Origin of the sequence: Runella sp. SP2 (assembly GCF_003711225.1) — a bacterium.
In the GTDB taxonomy this organism is placed as follows: Bacteria; Bacteroidota; Bacteroidia; order Cytophagales; family Spirosomataceae; genus Runella.
Window position 1 is genome coordinate 6,509,599 of record NZ_CP031030.1, and the last position, 14,990, is coordinate 6,524,588.

At 45.5% G+C, this 14,990-nt stretch carries 16 protein-coding genes and 1 riboswitch; of the genes, 11 read left to right on the top strand and 5 right to left on the bottom strand.

Translation table 11 applies throughout. The features are described from left to right. The first annotated feature begins 14 nt into the window (after positions 1-14). Both DTQ70_RS26230 and DTQ70_RS26235 read left to right on the top strand, forming a co-directional pair. The gene (locus DTQ70_RS26230; RefSeq protein WP_122933545.1) at positions 15-1,727 is read left to right on the top strand and encodes a GMC oxidoreductase; all 1,713 of its coding nucleotides are present in this window, start codon (positions 15-17) and stop codon (positions 1,725-1,727) included. Between the two features lie 10 nt (positions 1,728-1,737). After that, positions 1,738-2,187 (top strand): nuclear transport factor 2 family protein, encoded by a 450-nt coding sequence (locus DTQ70_RS26235; RefSeq protein ID WP_122933546.1) that lies wholly within the window; start codon positions 1,738-1,740, stop codon positions 2,185-2,187. A 72-nt stretch (positions 2,188-2,259) separates the two neighbouring features. Here the strand turns inward: DTQ70_RS26235 and DTQ70_RS30880 are convergent, their stop codons facing one another. After that, positions 2,260-2,580: a hypothetical protein gene (locus tag DTQ70_RS30880; protein ID WP_164490214.1), complete on the bottom strand. Its 321-nt coding sequence runs from the start codon at positions 2,578-2,580 to the stop codon at positions 2,260-2,262. 187 nt (positions 2,581-2,767) lie between these two features. Here DTQ70_RS30880 and DTQ70_RS26240 point away from each other — a divergent pair, with 187 nt between their 5' ends. From DTQ70_RS26240 to pruA, 5 genes are all read left to right on the top strand, one after another. Continuing rightward, positions 2,768-3,220, top strand: coding sequence for a hypothetical protein (locus DTQ70_RS26240; RefSeq protein ID WP_122933547.1), 453 nt, complete (start codon positions 2,768-2,770; stop codon positions 3,218-3,220). A 127-nt stretch (positions 3,221-3,347) separates the two neighbouring features. Next, entirely contained in the window at positions 3,348-3,965 is a 618-nt protein-coding gene (locus DTQ70_RS26245) for a hypothetical protein (protein ID WP_122933548.1), read from the top strand. 38 nt (positions 3,966-4,003) lie between these two features. Continuing rightward, a complete protein-coding gene (locus DTQ70_RS26250; protein WP_122933549.1) occupies positions 4,004-4,564 on the top strand; it encodes a YceI family protein in 561 nt (186 codons plus the stop codon). A 131-nt stretch (positions 4,565-4,695) separates the two neighbouring features. After that, on the top strand, positions 4,696-6,789 hold the full coding sequence (locus DTQ70_RS26255; RefSeq protein ID WP_122933550.1) for a prolyl oligopeptidase family protein: 2,094 nt from the start codon (positions 4,696-4,698) through the stop codon (positions 6,787-6,789). A 132-nt stretch (positions 6,790-6,921) separates the two neighbouring features. Further along, a complete protein-coding gene (gene pruA / locus DTQ70_RS26260) occupies positions 6,922-8,553 on the top strand; it encodes an L-glutamate gamma-semialdehyde dehydrogenase (protein ID WP_122933551.1) in 1,632 nt (543 codons plus the stop codon). Positions 8,554-8,659: 106 nt separating this feature from the next. On the opposite strand, the gene DTQ70_RS26265 is transcribed toward pruA, so the two are convergent. Then, the gene (locus tag DTQ70_RS26265; protein ID WP_122933552.1) at positions 8,660-8,947 is read right to left on the bottom strand and encodes a 2TM domain-containing protein; all 288 of its coding nucleotides are present in this window, start codon (positions 8,945-8,947) and stop codon (positions 8,660-8,662) included. Between the two features lie 200 nt (positions 8,948-9,147). Between DTQ70_RS26265 and DTQ70_RS26270 the strand changes: the two genes are divergently transcribed. Next, the gene (locus DTQ70_RS26270; protein WP_122933553.1) at positions 9,148-9,408 is read left to right on the top strand and encodes a hypothetical protein; all 261 of its coding nucleotides are present in this window, start codon (positions 9,148-9,150) and stop codon (positions 9,406-9,408) included. Continuing rightward, positions 9,405-9,821 carry a putative toxin-antitoxin system toxin component, PIN family gene (locus DTQ70_RS26275; protein ID WP_122933554.1) on the top strand — a complete coding sequence of 139 codons (417 nt, stop codon included), beginning with the start codon at positions 9,405-9,407 and terminating at the stop codon, positions 9,819-9,821. The genes DTQ70_RS26270 and DTQ70_RS26275 overlap by 4 nt, the downstream gene beginning before the upstream one ends. 17 nt (positions 9,822-9,838) lie before the next feature. Here DTQ70_RS26275 and DTQ70_RS26280 read toward each other — a convergent pair whose 3' ends face one another. The 3 genes from DTQ70_RS26280 to DTQ70_RS26290 all read right to left on the bottom strand — a co-directional run bounded on the left by DTQ70_RS26280 (position 9,839) and on the right by DTQ70_RS26290 (position 13,944). Next, on the bottom strand, positions 9,839-12,292 hold the full coding sequence (locus tag DTQ70_RS26280) for a TonB-dependent receptor (RefSeq protein WP_122933555.1): 2,454 nt from the start codon (positions 12,290-12,292) through the stop codon (positions 9,839-9,841). After that, positions 12,283-12,378: riboswitch (TPP riboswitch) on the bottom strand. Its footprint overlaps the gene before it by 10 nt. Before the next feature lie 62 nt (positions 12,379-12,440). After that, on the bottom strand, positions 12,441-13,037 hold the full coding sequence (locus DTQ70_RS26285) for a phosphatase PAP2 family protein (protein ID WP_122933556.1): 597 nt from the start codon (positions 13,035-13,037) through the stop codon (positions 12,441-12,443). Positions 13,038-13,074: 37 nt separating this feature from the next. Then, positions 13,075-13,944, bottom strand: a complete 870-nt coding sequence (locus DTQ70_RS26290) for a DUF58 domain-containing protein (RefSeq protein ID WP_206019584.1) — start codon at positions 13,942-13,944, stop codon at positions 13,075-13,077. Between the two features lie 45 nt (positions 13,945-13,989). On the opposite strand from DTQ70_RS26290, the gene DTQ70_RS26295 reads away from it, so the two are divergent. Next, complete coding sequence (locus tag DTQ70_RS26295; protein ID WP_122933557.1) at positions 13,990-14,349, top strand: DUF4296 domain-containing protein; 360 nt, start codon at positions 13,990-13,992, stop codon at positions 14,347-14,349. 77 nt (positions 14,350-14,426) lie between these two features. After that, positions 14,427-14,975, top strand: a complete 549-nt coding sequence (locus DTQ70_RS26300; protein WP_028524918.1) for a hypothetical protein — start codon at positions 14,427-14,429, stop codon at positions 14,973-14,975. Positions 14,976-14,990 lie beyond the last annotated feature (15 nt).

Below are 14,990 nucleotides of genomic sequence, written 5' to 3' on the forward strand. Positions count from 1 at the left end.
TAAATCAGTACTTTATGTATTTTAATATTGATGCTAAACAGGGGAATCAATACGACGCCATCGTGATTGGCTCGGGGATTTCGGGTGGATGGGCGGCCAAAGAATTGTGCGAAAAGGGTTTGCGTACCTTAGTACTTGACCGAGGGCGCAACGTTGACCATATTACTGACTATCCCACGGCCATGAAAAACCCGTGGGATTTGCCGCACCACAATCGGCTGCCTCCTTCGTTTCGGGAAAAAAATCCGATTGTAAGCCGCTGTTACGCACTAGATGAGGCTACGCAACAGTTTTTTACGAAAGATGACGAACAACCTTACATCCAAGAAAAGCCATTTGATTGGATTCGGGCGTATCAGGTAGGTGGCAAATCGCTGCTGTGGGCGCGGCAGGTGCAGCGCTGGGCCAAATACGATTTTGAAGGCCCTGCCCGTGATGGCTTTGCGGTGCCTTGGCCTGTCACTTACGACGAGCTCGCACCTTGGTACAGTTACGTGGAGCGTTTTGCGGGTATATCAGGAAATAAAGACGGACTCGAAGGGTTACCCGATGGGGAGTTTTTGCCACCTTGGGAGTTGAATTGCGTGGAAAAGCACCTTCAGCAGTCGTTTAAAAAACACTATACCGACCGTCATTTGATTATTGGGCGGTGTGCACACTTAACTAAGCCTCAGCCTTGGCATACAGCTTTGGGGAGGGCACAGTGTCAAGCGCGGCATTTGTGCTACCGTGGCTGCCCGTTTGGGGCGTATTTTAGTTCGCAGTCGGCTACATTGCCTGCGGCTCGCAAAACGGGTAAACTGACCATTCGTCCGCATTCGGTGGTCCATTCTATTATTTATGATGAAAAAGCAGGGAAGGCGACAGGAGTACGAATCGTCGATGCCAATACGCTCGAAACGATTGAGTATTACGCAAAAATCATCTTCCTAAATGCTTCCTGTTTGGCCTCCAACCAAATCTTGTTGAATTCTACCTCAAATCGTTTTTCCAACGGACTGGGCAACGACAATGGTATGCTGGGGCACCATGTAGCTTTTCATAATTACCGAGGTCATGTGTATGCCGACATCGACGGTTTTGAAGATAAATATTACTTTGGTCGCCGACCTACGTCGGGTTTTATGCCGAGGTATCAGAATGTGCACAAACAAGAAACCGACTTTTTGCGGGGTTACTTGGTGGCGATGAGTGCAGCAAGAGGCGGTTGGGGAAGCGCCGCTGGCGAAGAGGGTTTTGGGGCAGCTTGGAAAGAGGCCAATGCAAAACCTGGCCCTTGGCATTTGTCTGTGCAGATTCAGGCAGAGACCATTCCCAAGTACGAAAACCACGTGCGTTTGAGCCAAGATAAAAAAGATAAATACGGTATTCCGCAGTTAATTACGTCGATTGGCTACGATGATAACGATGAGAAAATGTTGAAACATTTTTGGGAAACCAACGTTGAAATGCTAACCAAAGCAGGTTGTAAAAACATTCGGACGATTGATACCAAACAATCCCCTGGGCTTGACATTCACGAAATGGGTGGAGTTAGAATGGGCGCCGACCCCAAGACGTCGCTGGTCAATAAGTGGAATCAACTTCATGCTTGTAAAAACGTGTTTGTGACCGACGGTGCTGCGATGACTTCGATTAGTACCCAAAATCCCTCATTGACGTTTATGGCCTTTACGGCGCGGGCCGTTAATCATGCCGTTGCAGAATTAAAAAAGAAAAATTTATAAACCATCTCTTATGAAAACCATCTCTCGTTTTACCCTCATTGCAGCTTTGCTAACGCTTTGGATATGTAAAAGCTACGTGGTTTGGTCGCAAACTTCGACCGAAACTGCCGTTGCTACCATTGAAAAAGATCGTTTTGCTGCGCTGGTAAGCAAAGACTACGCTTATCTCGACAAAGTACTCGCCGAAGACCTATATTATTGCCATTCAAACGGGTTGATTGACACCAAAACGTCATTTGTACAATCTATTAAAGATGGAAAGCTTACTTACCAAGAAATGGTACCCGAAGATTTGAAGGTGCGTGTTTATGGTAAGACGGCTGTTATCACGGGTATGTGTGCGGCAAAAGTGCTGAGCAATGGCCAACAGCTCAACACACGCTTTCGATTTACGGATGTCTATGTGAAAAATAAAGCAGGTTGGCAAATGGTAAGCTGGCAGTCGCTGAGAATGCCGTAATTTATTTTCTGAAGTAATTACAACCCCAGCGCTGTGGTTTACGTCTTTATTAAAACCCCGGTCAGACGGTAGTCAGACCGAAACTGGACGATAGTCAGACCGAAACTGAAAATGAAGAGCGACCAATAGCCGAACCAACGACGTCTGACTACCGTCTGACGTAAAGTAGGTCAGACGGTAGTCAGACCGAAACCGAAAATGAAGAGCGACCAATAGCCGAACCAACGACGTCTGACTACCGTCTGACGTAAAATAGGTCAGACGGTAGTCAGACCGAAACCGAAAATAAAGAGCGAATAGCCGAACCAATGACGTCTGACTACCGTCTGACGTAAAGTAGGTCAGACGATAGTCAGACCGAAACCGAAAATAAAGAGCGAATAGCCGAACCAATGACGTCTGACGACCGTCTGACGTTCAAAACGTTCAAAATAGGCGGTTAAACCTAGCTTTTACCGCAAAAACTTGCAGAATTTTCAAAAAAAACTGATATTCGGGCGCAATATTTAAGCTTTGGCTTAGGTTTTGTATGTATTGAGGTAGAAAGACACGGTTGTTTTTAAAACATAGCACAGAAAACATGACACGCATTTGTACATTCTTAGGAGCTGCAGTGGTAGGTATTTTCCTATTATCGGGGTGCAAGCCCAATGCCAAACCTCTCAGCGAAATTATAGGACGAGTTTGGAGTGCCCAGACCGTTAAAGAAGGCACGACTACGGTTTATACCAAAGGTGGCGCGAGTAACGCCAAAGCGGGATACGTAAACTTTCGTTTGGATTTGAGTAGCCCAACGGCGGTGTCGTACAAAGAATTTGACGGAAATACTTTTACAGGTCAGTGGGAAGTACAAGAAAGTGCGGCAGGAAATACCCTGACACTCAAAAGCTTGACGCCACAACCTACAGGAACTTCGGGCACGATTCAGTTTACGATTAATTCTGCTTCTGAAACGGAATTGGTACTTACTCGTACGACTGCCAGCCAAAAAACGGGCGGAACGATTAACAACTATGCCTTGGTATCTCCTTAGGATTTTAGAAAAAAATTCGTTAAGCCGCACTCAAAGTGCGGCTTTTTTTGTGCCGACGCATCTATAACGCTCTCTTTTTCGTAGATGTAGCTACATATATTTTACTACCCTACTTAATTGAAAACTTATGAGAAAAGTGTTACTTCTGGCACTGCTGTGCCTGACGAGCAGCGCCTACGCCCAACTAAGTCTGACCGACACGCTGTTGGTGGACATCAAAGACAGCTTGCAATCTCCCGTTCTACTTCCGCAAAAAATGATTTTTACCCAAAAAATGCTTTGGGGACATCATGGGTTAATGCGCCACTGGATTCCGCTCAACCGCCAAAATCGCCAGCAAGAGTTTAAAATCCGTCGAACCATGTTCAATATCCACCAAGCAGCGGGTTTGCTGACCTTTGTGGGGATGGTGGCACAGGGAGTGGTAGGAGGAAAAATGTATAAAAACTACAGTGACGACCTCCGCGCTACCCACCGCGTCCTTGCCAAAGGCGTGAATATTGGTTATACCCTCACGGCAACGATGGCGCTTACCGCTCCTTCTGCCATCGTCCATCGAAAAGGATTTAGTAGCGCCAAAGTGCATCGAATGTTGGCCATGGTGCATTTATTGGGCATGATAGGTACCAACGTCCTAGGCCACCAAATTTCCAAAAATCCTGAGCTAAAACCCTATCACCGCGCGGTAGCCTATACTACCGTGGGGGCTTTTACGGCTAGTATCGTGGTGTTTCAGTTTCGATGATTGGTTTTATTGTTTCTTCCCTAATCGTGTAAATTAGTATGAAAAAGATAATATTTTATGCTTTAGCAGCCATTGGGTTGCTATCGGGCTTTACGTTTGGCCCTAAAACACTTAAACGTAAATTATTCAGTAATAAAGCTAGCTCGTGGATTAGCTACGAAGGAAAACATCCATTGCATTCGTGGAAAGCTGTATGCCGCGAAGTGGATTGCGTAGTGACGTACGACGAAGACGAGGCGAAACTCGAAACTGTCGCCATTAGTGCCAAAGTAATGGCTTTTGATAGTCGCAATACCAACCGCGACTCGCACGCCTTGGAAGCGCTTGAAGCACTGACGTACCCTAAAATCAATTTTACCAGCGCCCAACTTTCGCGAAATGAATCGAATTTAATCATCAATGGAAGTCTCAACTTTCATGGCGTGACTAAACCGATGAGCATCACGACAAAAACCTATACCGAAGGAAACACGATTCGGGTAGAGGGAGCTTTTCCCGTAAAGTTATCGGAGTTCAAGGTCGATCGGCCTTCGCTGCTTTTCGTAAAGATTGAGGACGAAATCACGATTCATTTTTCGTTTACTTTTCGGACGCAGTAGGGGATAAATTGAAATAAAAAGTTGTCAAAGCAAGATTTTTTGATGTCGCCTGCTAACAAGCGGGCGACATTTTCTATTTTTGTTCGACACTTTCGTTTCGTCAACACTAATTAAAAACCTAACAGTCACCCATGTCCAAATCCTTTCTAGTCTTGGCGTTATTGTCCGCCACAGCTTCTGCTCAAATGATATACCCAACCACCCGTAAAGTAGATCACGTGGATGAATACCACGGAACCAAAGTAACCGACACCTACCGCTGGCTCGAAGACGACCGCTCGGCCGAAACAGGCGCGTGGGTTAAAGCCCAAAATGAGGTGACGTTTGCGTACTTGAATAAAATTCCGTTTAAAGGGAAGATATTCAGTGATTTAGAAAAAGCCTATAATTACCCTAAGTATTCGGCCCCCCGCAAAAAAGGCGAGTATTTTTATTTCTACAAAAACGACGGTTTGCAAAATCAGTCGGTGTTGTATCGCCAAAAAGGGCTTAATGGAACGCCTGAATTGGTCATGGATCCTAACAAGCTTTCAGCCGATGGTACGACGCGCTTGACGGTTTTTAATTTATCCAAAAATGGAAATTATGCCGTTTGTGGCTTCTCAAAAGGAGGCTCAGATTGGCAAGAATACCAAATTATGGACATGAAAACCCTTCAAATGCTTTCTGATAAAATTGAATGGGTAAAGGTATCAGGCGCTTCTTGGCAGGGCGATGGCTTCTACTACAGCCGTTATCCCAAGCCTGAAGGAAGCGCTTTGGCGGCCAAAAATGAAAACCACCAAGTGTTTTACCACAAAGTAGGAACCGCACAAGCTGCCGACGAGTTGGTGTATGAAGACAAAGTAAACTTACAGCGTTTTCACGGGGTGTATGTGAGTGAAGATGAGCAATTTGCCTTCTTAAATCTCTCAGACCGTGGAAAAGGAAAAGACGGAAATGCGTTGTTTTATCGTGCCAAAGGCCAAAAGGAGTTTACGCCGATTGTGAGCGAGATTACTAATTTTAGTTACAGTGTGGTTGACAACGTGGCAGGTGGATTTTTGATTAATACCAACGAAAATGCCCCCAACGAAAAAGTAATGCTCTACGAAACCGCTACTAAAACGTGGAAACCGTTTTTGCCCGAAAAACCTGAACCATTGACGGGTGTTGGTACGGCAGGTGGTAAGTTGTTTGCACTTTATTCAAAAGATGTGACGACGCGTGTGTATGTCTATAACATGAAAGGCCAATTGGAAAACGAAGTTCCGTTGCCAGGACTAGGTTCGGCAGGTGGTTTTGGGGGCGAAGACGACGATAAGTTTGTGTTTTATACCTACACTTCGTTTAATTATCCTCCTACGATTTTCCGCTACGACATCGCCACCAAGAAAAGCACGGTGTTCCGCGAGCCAGAGGTGAGTTTCAAACCTACCGACTACGAAACAAAACAAGTATTTTATACCAGTAAAGACGGCACCAAAGTGCCAATGTTTATCACCTACAAAAAAGGATTGAAATTGGACGGTACTAACCCTACGGTTTTGTACGGTTATGGCGGTTTTAACATTAGCTTGACGCCTTCATTTAGCCCAACGCGAATGCCGTTTTTGGATCAAGGTGGAGTGTATGCCCAAGCCAACTTACGCGGAGGAAGCGAGTACGGTGAAGAATGGCACAAACAAGGAATGAAACTAAAAAAGCAAAACGTATTTGACGATTTCATTGCCGCGGCTGAGTTTCTTATCAAAGAAAAATATACTTCATCGGCGCGTTTGGCATTGCAAGGAGGCTCTAATGGGGGCTTGCTGGTAGGGGCTGTCATTAACCAACGCCCCGACTTGTGCAAAGTAGCCTTCCCTGCGGTGGGAGTAATGGACATGCTCCGCTTCCATAAGTTTACCATTGGTTGGAACTGGATTGCTGATTACGGCAGCAGCGATAATGCCGAAGAATTCAAAGCGTTGTATGCGTATTCACCTTTGCACAACATCAAAACAGGAGTAAATTACCCTGCCACGCTCGTAACCACCGCCGACCACGACGACCGAGTAGTACCTGCTCACTCGTTTAAGTACGCCGCCGAATTGCAAGAAAAAGCGGGAAAAAGTAGCACCAATCCGTTATTGATTCGGGTGGATGTGAACAGTGGACACGGGGCAAGCAATACCAAAAAGGCGCTTGAAACTACTGCCGATACGTACGCGTTTATGTTCCAAAACATGGGACTTACGTGGAAGTAAATGTAGTTGACAGTCGATAGTCCATGGTCGATGGTTAATAAAGCAGGATAATCATTAACCATGGACTATCGACCATGAACTGTGAATCATTAACCATGGACTTTTATAAAAAACTTCAAACCAAACCAAATCATGGCTACTGGATTTTTTAATGTACCAGCCCCTAAAAATGAACCTGTAAAATCGTATGCCCCCAATTCGCCCGAAAAAGCGGCTTTGAAAGCGGCTTTGGCGGAAGCACGGAGCAAACAAATTGATATTCCGATGTACATTGGAAGTGAGGAAATTATGACGGATGAAAAATACGCCGTAACTCCCCCTCACGACCACCAACACGTGTTAGGGTATTATTCGTTGGGTGATGCGTCGCACGTGCAAAAGGCAATTGAGGCCGCTTTGGGCGCGCGCGAAAGATGGGCAAACTTGAGCTGGGAACACCGTGCCAGTATTTTCCTAAAAGCAGCCGATTTGTTGGCAGGCCCATACCGCGCGGAAATCAACGCGGCAACCATGCTTGGACAATCAAAAAATGCGTACCAAGCCGAGATTGACGCGGCCTGCGAAATGATTGATTTTCTACGCTTTAACGTTTACTACGCTTCTCAAATTTACAAAGAACAACCGCAGTCGTCGGATGGTATCTGGAACCGCCTTGAGCACCGTCCGCTCGAAGGTTTTGTGTTTGCACTGACTCCGTTCAACTTTACGGCAATTGCTGGAAATTTACCTACGTCAGCCGCTTTGATGGGCAACGTGTGCGTGTGGAAACCTGCCTTGACGCAAGTGTATGCGGCTAACGTCTTGATGAAAGTATTCAAAGAGGCAGGTCTCCCCGACGGCGTCATCAACCTCATTTACGTGGATGGTCCCGTGGCGGGCGATGTGATTTTTAGTCACCCCGACTTTGCAGGAATCCACTTTACGGGAAGTACAAAAGTATTTCAGCACATTTGGAAAACCATTGGCGAAAACCTTCCGCGTTATAAATCGTTTCCAAGAATTGTGGGCGAAACGGGAGGAAAAGACTTTGTGGTAGCGCATTCGTCGGCCGATGCCAAAGCGGTAGCAGTAGGATTGGTGCGCGGAGCTTTTGAATACCAAGGCCAAAAATGTTCGGCTGCGTCGCGGGCGTATTTGCCTTCAAATCTGTGGGATAGCATCAAAAACTACATGGTGGAAGACCTTGCCACGATAAAAATGGGTGGAACCGAAGATTTCTCCAATTTTGTGAATGCGGTGATTGACGAAAAATCGTTTGATAAAATTGCTACTTACATTGCCAACGCCAAAAACGACCCTCGGGTAACGGTCGTTACGGGTGGGAATTGTGATAAATCGAAGGGGTATTTTGTCGAACCCACGGTACTTCTAACCACTGACCCGAATTACACGACGATGTGTGAAGAAATCTTTGGCCCTGTGTTGACGATTTATGTCTATGAGCCAGAGAAATTTGAAGAGACATTGGCCTTGGTAGATGCGACGTCGCCGTACGCGTTGACGGGTTCGATTTTTGCCCAAGACCGCTATGCGATTGAGTTTGCCAGCAAGAAATTGGTGAATGCCGCAGGTAATTTTTACATCAATGATAAGCCAACGGGTGCCGTAGTGGGGCAACAGCCGTTTGGGGGAGCGAGAGCATCAGGCACCAACGACAAAGCAGGCTCTATCCTCAACTTGTTGCGTTGGGTATCGCCTCGTACGATTAAAGAAACGTTTGTCTCGCCTATCGACTACCGCTATCCTTTCTTAGGAGAAGCTTAAAAATAAGTGCTCGGGGTTGCTAAATATGTGCCTGGGGTTGCTCACAACCCCAGGCTGCGAGGGTCGGGTTGTGAGCAACCCGCCCACACTACCCGACCCACGATATTTAGTCCATTTTCTTCTCTTTGAGCAGTTTCTCGTACTCTCGCTCGGTCGCTTTTTTAGTATCGAAGGCAAAGTAGGCGACGATGCCATGAATGGCTAGTCCAAATCCCCACGATAGCCACAAGCCTATGGGAAGTTTGCCATCAGAAAATAAACAAAGCGCCGAAATAAAAGAGTTAACAAGAAGGTAAACAAAAGCGTGCGTTTGAAAACCTACCCGACGGCGAGCAGCTTTCATCAAAAATTCATCGTAGTTGTTTTGATTGGCAGAAGTCATGTTAGTGTTCATGGTCGTAAGGATGTTTATAGTTTAGATTATTGAACGAGTTTGTGTTTTCTGGCTGTTTTGATGATTCAAAGGTAGAGCACAAAGAACAACTCTCTAGCCCTTTCCCGACGAAGTGTAGGTTTGGGCAGATGGAGTTTTTTGTTGAATAGATGAAGGAAACTTCTTTGTAAGAAATTGTATTTTTGTTAAAAAAATAAACTATGGTACAAGCATCCAACCCGCGCAAATTAACTAATGGGCAAGCAATGTTGCTTCAATTATTCGAAAGAGACTTGCCAGAGGAAGAATTAGTAAATGTACGAAATGTACTCACTCAGTATTTTTTTCAAAAGGCTGAACAAGAAGCTGATAAGGCTATGAAAGCCAAAGGGAAAACAATCGCTCAGCTCGATGAAGAAATCCGTGAGTTAAATGAAAAAAGCCGTACTGATGCGCTTAAAAACCTGAGAAATAAATCATGAAAGTGGTTGTAGATACGAATGGTTTTTTGGCAGCAGTACCCTCTAAAGGACGTAATAAATGGCTTTACCACGCTTTTATGTCAGAGAAGTTTATTTGGGTTTTAAGTAATGAAATTATTGAAGAATATACCGAGCAGGTGGGTGAGAAGTTTAGTAGTATTACCGCAGATTTTGTTATGAGCTCACTTTTAACTTCTGCGAATCATTTACGATATGAACCCTCTTATAAATGGCAATTAGTCGAACAAGACCCCGACGACAACAAGTTTGTAGATTGTGCCATCGGGGTAAATGCTGATTATCTCGTTTCAGATGATAGACACATACGTAATCTTCTGAAAGTAAAAGATTTATTTCCGCCTGTTCCTATTGTATCATTCAAAGAATTTAAACGAATCTTAAAATTGATCTAGGTAAGGCTACTCAGTTCCTAAAACTTCAACCCCAAACTCACTAAGAAGTTGCGTCCAGCTTGTGGATAATAGAAATTCTCAGTGTTAGTTTGCCCGCCATAGACGTAGCTATAGGTGTAGCCGTTTGATTCGTACAATTCATTTAAAACGTTGTTGGCCAACGCACTTACCGTGATTTCGTTCAACCACTTGGGTTTGATACGATACACCAAACGTAAATCGTTGGTAAAATATGCTTCCAATCGACGAGCCTCGTTAGAGGTGTTGTCGAGGTATTGCTTGCCTACGTATTTGCTCAACAAAGCCAATTCAAGATTTTTAGCAGGTGTAAAGACCAACTGACTTCCTACCACGACGTTGGGCGAAAAAGCAATGGTTGAGTTGCCATGATTCGTTATTTGGTAGCCGCCGTTTTCGTCGTCGTAGTTGATGACGTATTCGGTGAAATTCTTGATTTTGTTGCGGCTAAATGTCGCGTTTACGTTCCATTTCCACTGCTTGTGAAGCTGGGCACCTGCCTCAATTTCAATCCCTGCGCGGAAACTTTCGGGAACGTTGATTTTGATGGGATTCCCGACGTCGTTCAATTGCCCCGAAACCACCAATTGGTTCTTGTAATTCATATAGTAACCTCCAATCGAAGCCGCTACCCGACCTTTCTGAAAACGATAGCCTAGTTCCAAATCCTGCAACATTTCAGGCTTGGGCTGGATTTGTTGCGTTGATTCCGTAAAGTCATCGCGATTGGGTTCGCGGTGGGCAATGCTGAAAGAAGCAAAAGCCGTACTGCTTTCCGATACTTGGTACGTCAAACCCGCTTTAGGGTTAAAGAAGTTGTAATTAACGTCGTGATTTTGCTGGCGACGCTGGTTATCGTCTCCTTTTACAAAATAGCCAATGGTGCGTAATTGGGCATCGCCAAACACGTTGAGCTTGTCGGTAAGTTGGTAATATACTTTTCCGTACAAGTTAAAGTCCGTTTTTAGCCCGACGTTTTCGTAATAGCGGTGACGGATGGCGCTGTTACTGGCGTAACGAGCCCAAATAACTTCGCCAAAGTGATCTCCGTCGTATTGGTTCCAACCTCCACCAATGTTGGCGGTGAGCTTTTTAAAACTGTTGTAATCCAACGAAAAGGTCGTTCCGTAAAATGAGTTATCCAACCAACGACGACGTACCAAATCGCTCCGACTAATGGTTTGACTTCCTACCACTACGTCGGGCAATTTATAGTTGACTAGTCGGTCGTTGTCGCGGAATTGCTCATAAAAACCACGTCCTTTCACCATAAAACCATTGAGGTTAAATGTCCAGTTTTTAGAAAGTGTATGCGACGAAATCAGTTGATAGTGATCTTGTTGGTAGTTGTCCACTTGGTTGTCGTAGAGGTACAAATTGTACGTACGGCTGTTGGAATTAAGCAAATTTTGGGCGTCACGCTCGTTGAGGCCGTTGCGGTCAATGTAGGCCAAAATCCCTTCACGGTCGCCTTTGAGGCGGGCTTCAGGAGTTCCTTCCCATGCTTGGTAGGTGATTTCTCGCCCTGAAAAAACATTGAGACGGACAGAGCTCTTTTTACCAAAATAAGCCCCTGACAAGTAAAACGATTTCAAGTCGGATTTGGCGCGGTCGATAAAACCATCGGAGGTGATTTTCGACAAACGAGCATCTACCGTAAAGTGGTTGTTGATAAGACCCGTTCCTGCCAATACGGTGTGCTTGAAGGTGTTAAATGAACCCGCCGAGTTGTTGATTTCGGCGTAGGCTTCTTTTCTAAATTCGTTGGTATTGACGTTGACGGTGGCTCCGAAGGCCGCCGCTCCGTTGGTGGATGTTCCGACGCCTCGCTGGATTTGTACGCTACTTACCGACGAGCCAAAGTCGGGCATATTAACCCAAAAAGTTCCTTGACTTTCGGCGTCATTGTACGGAATTCCGTTGATAGTCACGTTGATACGCGTCGCATCCGTTCCTCTGATGCGCATTCCTGTGTAGCCCACTCCCGCACCCGCATCGGAAGTAGTGACAAGCGACGGCGTAAAGTTGAGCAAAATAGGCAGGTCTTGCCCGAGGTTTTGTTTGCTGAGTTCAAGTTTGTCAACATTCGTAAAAGCCACGGCTGATTTCGCGTTGGCACGAGTCGCACTGATGACGACTTCGTCGGCGTTGAAAGTGCTACGTTGAAGTTTAATTACTTTGTCAACGTCCTGCACTTTGATAAAACTAGCTTCATAGCCAACGTATGAAACCTCCAGTAAATCAGTGTCTTTAGGTAAATCTTTGAGAGAGAACTCGCCTTTTTCGTTGGTTGCTGTTCCTCGAAAGCTCCCTGCCCGAACTGTAGCTCCTGGCAAAGGTTTTCCGTCTTCCGCGTCAACGATTTTGCCCGAAACGCTAAGTTGGGCGAGTGCAGGCACGCATAGCAACACTCCCGTTGCTAGGGCCAAAAACCAAGATGTAAATTTTCGCATTGTAACTTCCCTCCGCTGGCATTACCCAGATCAGGTTTTAGGGTATGATCTCAGCCCGTTATTTTGGGGCACCCCTTTTTGAGATATGCTTTTGCGCAAAAGCAACGCAAAGGTAAGCGCATAACTTAGAAAAATGCAAATATGTGCGCTATTTTGCTTTCCGACGTAGCCATTTTTGTTGGATTTTGTACGTCAGCCATGCACTTGCCGCTCCCGTCACTGCGCCCGCCAACACATCACTGGGGTAGTGAAGCCCCAATCTCATGCGCGAATACCCCACGGCACTGGCCCAAGCGTAGGCAGGAACCGCTACGTACCATTTTGGGTAATGTAAAGTCAGGGTAGTAGCGGCGTTGAAAGCCGTCGTAGCGTGCCCCGAGGGGAACGAATAGTTGATGTCTTCTTCTGGAATGCGCGCGGTAAATCGTTGAGGTTCAGCAACGAATGGTCGTTCTCGCAATACAATTCGTTTGGTGATTTGGGTGATAGAACTGGCCACGACAAAACTCCCCAATGCGTGCCAGCCGTGTTGTTGTAAGGTTTTGTTTTTGGTGGCAAAACCCGAGGCTAAATAAACCACAGGAAGGCCAATTCCGATGGGCGTAGTGGTAGAAGAAATGAATTTCTCAAACCGAACGTCGGCAGGCTGTGGTGAACCATATACTTGCTCCAAAAGGCGAGAATCAAGCGTTTGGGCGTGGAGCTGGGAGGCAATTAGCCAACAAAATAAAAAGAGCTTTTTCAACTAATGTGGTGTTTAGGAGGGACTTTCCAAGTTTAAATTAGCGTTGTCGTCGGACTTTAAAGAGCTTCACCAGCGGCCCAACGTAGTCCGCCTTGGAGTCGATACCGACGTAATTGATGTCGTTTTGTCGGGAAAACTGCTCCATTTTTTGACCCAATTGCGAAAACTCATGGCGTATCCGTTTCCGAAACCAAGGCGAAGAGGTATTCACCCACGTCGTTTTATTAGTTTCAGGGTCGCGCATGGGGATGATACCCAGAGGAGGTAAATCAGTCTCGCGTTGGTCGCGCAAGTGAATCATCACCAAATCGTGTTTACGAGCAAGGGCGCGCAAGCTGTGTTCGTAGTTAGTGTCAATAAAGTCAGAAATGAAAATGACAACACTTCGGCGTTTGAGTACGTTAAGTGTAAACAAAATGGCGTCGGCAAGGTTTGTTTTAGTAGATTGTGGTTTCAGCTTGTAAAGTTCCGTAATAAACTGATACCCGTGTTTCATGCCGTTGGAGGGTCGAATGTATTTTTCTTTTTGGTCAGAAAAACACAGTAATCCCACGTGACTAGCCTCCTGAATGGCCGACAACGCCAACACCCCGCAAATCTCTTTGGCCGTGTTGAGTTTTGACTGGGTGGCGTCGCCTACTTGCTGAGAGCCACTGACGTCGAGCAGAAAAAACACGGTTTGTTCTTTTTCCTCGCGGAAGATTTTTACAAACGTCCCGTGGCCTTTGGCCGACACGTTCCAGTCAATCGTCCGAACGTCGTCACCGTATTGGTATTCGCGAAGGTCGGTAAATTCCAGACCAGATCCCTTAAAAACCGAACGGAAACTGCCTCGCATGTCGGCATTGACCGCTTTGCGAATCCGAATTTCGTACTGGCGAATCTTCGTTATAAATTGCTCAATCATTCGTAATTTTGTCGCTGTAACTGTTCAAAAATACAAAAATCGGCCATGATACCACGTCTTTTGTTTTCTTTTTTACTGCTTGGAGCTTTGTTTTCTGGATGCCAAGACGAACCCCAAGTTCCCGAAGGAACGCTTTCGGAAGAGAAAATGTCACAAATCTTGACCGATATTCACTTGTTAGAAGCACGAATTGGGCGGCTCAACATGCCTTCACTCGATTCCTCGACGGTAATTACTGAGTATTTGAAAGGCAAAATTTTTAAGAAGTACGGAATAGACTCTGTAGCGTACAATCGCAGTTATAAATTCTATTCTACCAATCCAGCCTTTATGGAGCGTATCTACGGTGAGATTGTCAAGGAGTTAGAGAAACGACAGAAAAAGAAAGATTATAAAGGAATATAACATCAGAAGTAAGCTTCCCGAAAGTTTCAGACTTTCGGGAAGCTCACATTCTATAGACAGTTCAAGAGAGTTAGCAGATGGCGCTGGAAGACGAATTGAAGAGGGCTATTGTAGCCATGCCCCAAAAAGAAAAAGACAAACTCTTGTTGCGTTTGGTGGCAAAAGATGACATGTTGGTCAAACGTTTGGAGTTTGAATTGATAGAACAAGGAGATACCGTTCAGGAACGCCGTGACGACATCAAACGACGGATTCTGAAAGTAGCCAAAATGACCCACGATAGCCCAGGTTGGATGATGATGGACATGCGGACTTTTAGCGGGGACATAAGCCAGCATATTAAGATTACGAAAGATAAGTACGGCGAAATTGAACTGACGATTTATTTGTTGCTCACGTTTTTTGAGTATCAGTCTGAGATGTTACGTGTTCATAACAGCAAGAGTGATTCGTGTGCGGAGTACATTGCGAAGAAGGCCGACGGTTTGATGAAAAAACTGGCCAAATTTGACACGGATTATTACGTGGACTTTGAAAGAGATGTGCAGCAGCTACTCGATTATATACACAGCCACTGCCCCCGAAACTACGCGCGAACGCTAGATATTCCGAAGCAGTGGCCGTAATGTTTTAAAATCCTG

Coding starts and splice junctions, on each gene's coding strand:
- DTQ70_RS26235 (WP_122933546.1), top strand. CDS start 1,738: ATGAAAACCATCTCTCGTTTTACCCTCATTGCAGCTTTGCTAACGCTT.
- DTQ70_RS26270 (WP_122933553.1), top strand. CDS start 9,148: ATGGTACAAGCATCCAACCCGCGCAAATTAACTAATGGGCAAGCAATG.
- DTQ70_RS26230 (WP_122933545.1), top strand. CDS start 15: ATGTATTTTAATATTGATGCTAAACAGGGGAATCAATACGACGCCATC.
- DTQ70_RS26280 (WP_122933555.1), bottom strand. CDS start 12,292: ATGCGAAAATTTACATCTTGGTTTTTGGCCCTAGCAACGGGAGTGTTG.
- DTQ70_RS26265 (WP_122933552.1), bottom strand. CDS start 8,947: ATGAACACTAACATGACTTCTGCCAATCAAAACAACTACGATGAATTT.
- DTQ70_RS26240 (WP_122933547.1), top strand. CDS start 2,768: ATGACACGCATTTGTACATTCTTAGGAGCTGCAGTGGTAGGTATTTTC.
- DTQ70_RS26255 (WP_122933550.1), top strand. CDS start 4,696: ATGTCCAAATCCTTTCTAGTCTTGGCGTTATTGTCCGCCACAGCTTCT.
- DTQ70_RS26300 (WP_028524918.1), top strand. CDS start 14,427: ATGGCGCTGGAAGACGAATTGAAGAGGGCTATTGTAGCCATGCCCCAA.
- DTQ70_RS26295 (WP_122933557.1), top strand. CDS start 13,990: ATGATACCACGTCTTTTGTTTTCTTTTTTACTGCTTGGAGCTTTGTTT.
- DTQ70_RS26290 (WP_206019584.1), bottom strand. CDS start 13,944: ATGATTGAGCAATTTATAACGAAGATTCGCCAGTACGAAATTCGGATT.
- DTQ70_RS26245 (WP_122933548.1), top strand. CDS start 3,348: ATGAGAAAAGTGTTACTTCTGGCACTGCTGTGCCTGACGAGCAGCGCC.
- DTQ70_RS26250 (WP_122933549.1), top strand. CDS start 4,004: ATGAAAAAGATAATATTTTATGCTTTAGCAGCCATTGGGTTGCTATCG.
- pruA (WP_122933551.1), top strand. CDS start 6,922: ATGGCTACTGGATTTTTTAATGTACCAGCCCCTAAAAATGAACCTGTA.
- DTQ70_RS26275 (WP_122933554.1), top strand. CDS start 9,405: ATGAAAGTGGTTGTAGATACGAATGGTTTTTTGGCAGCAGTACCCTCT.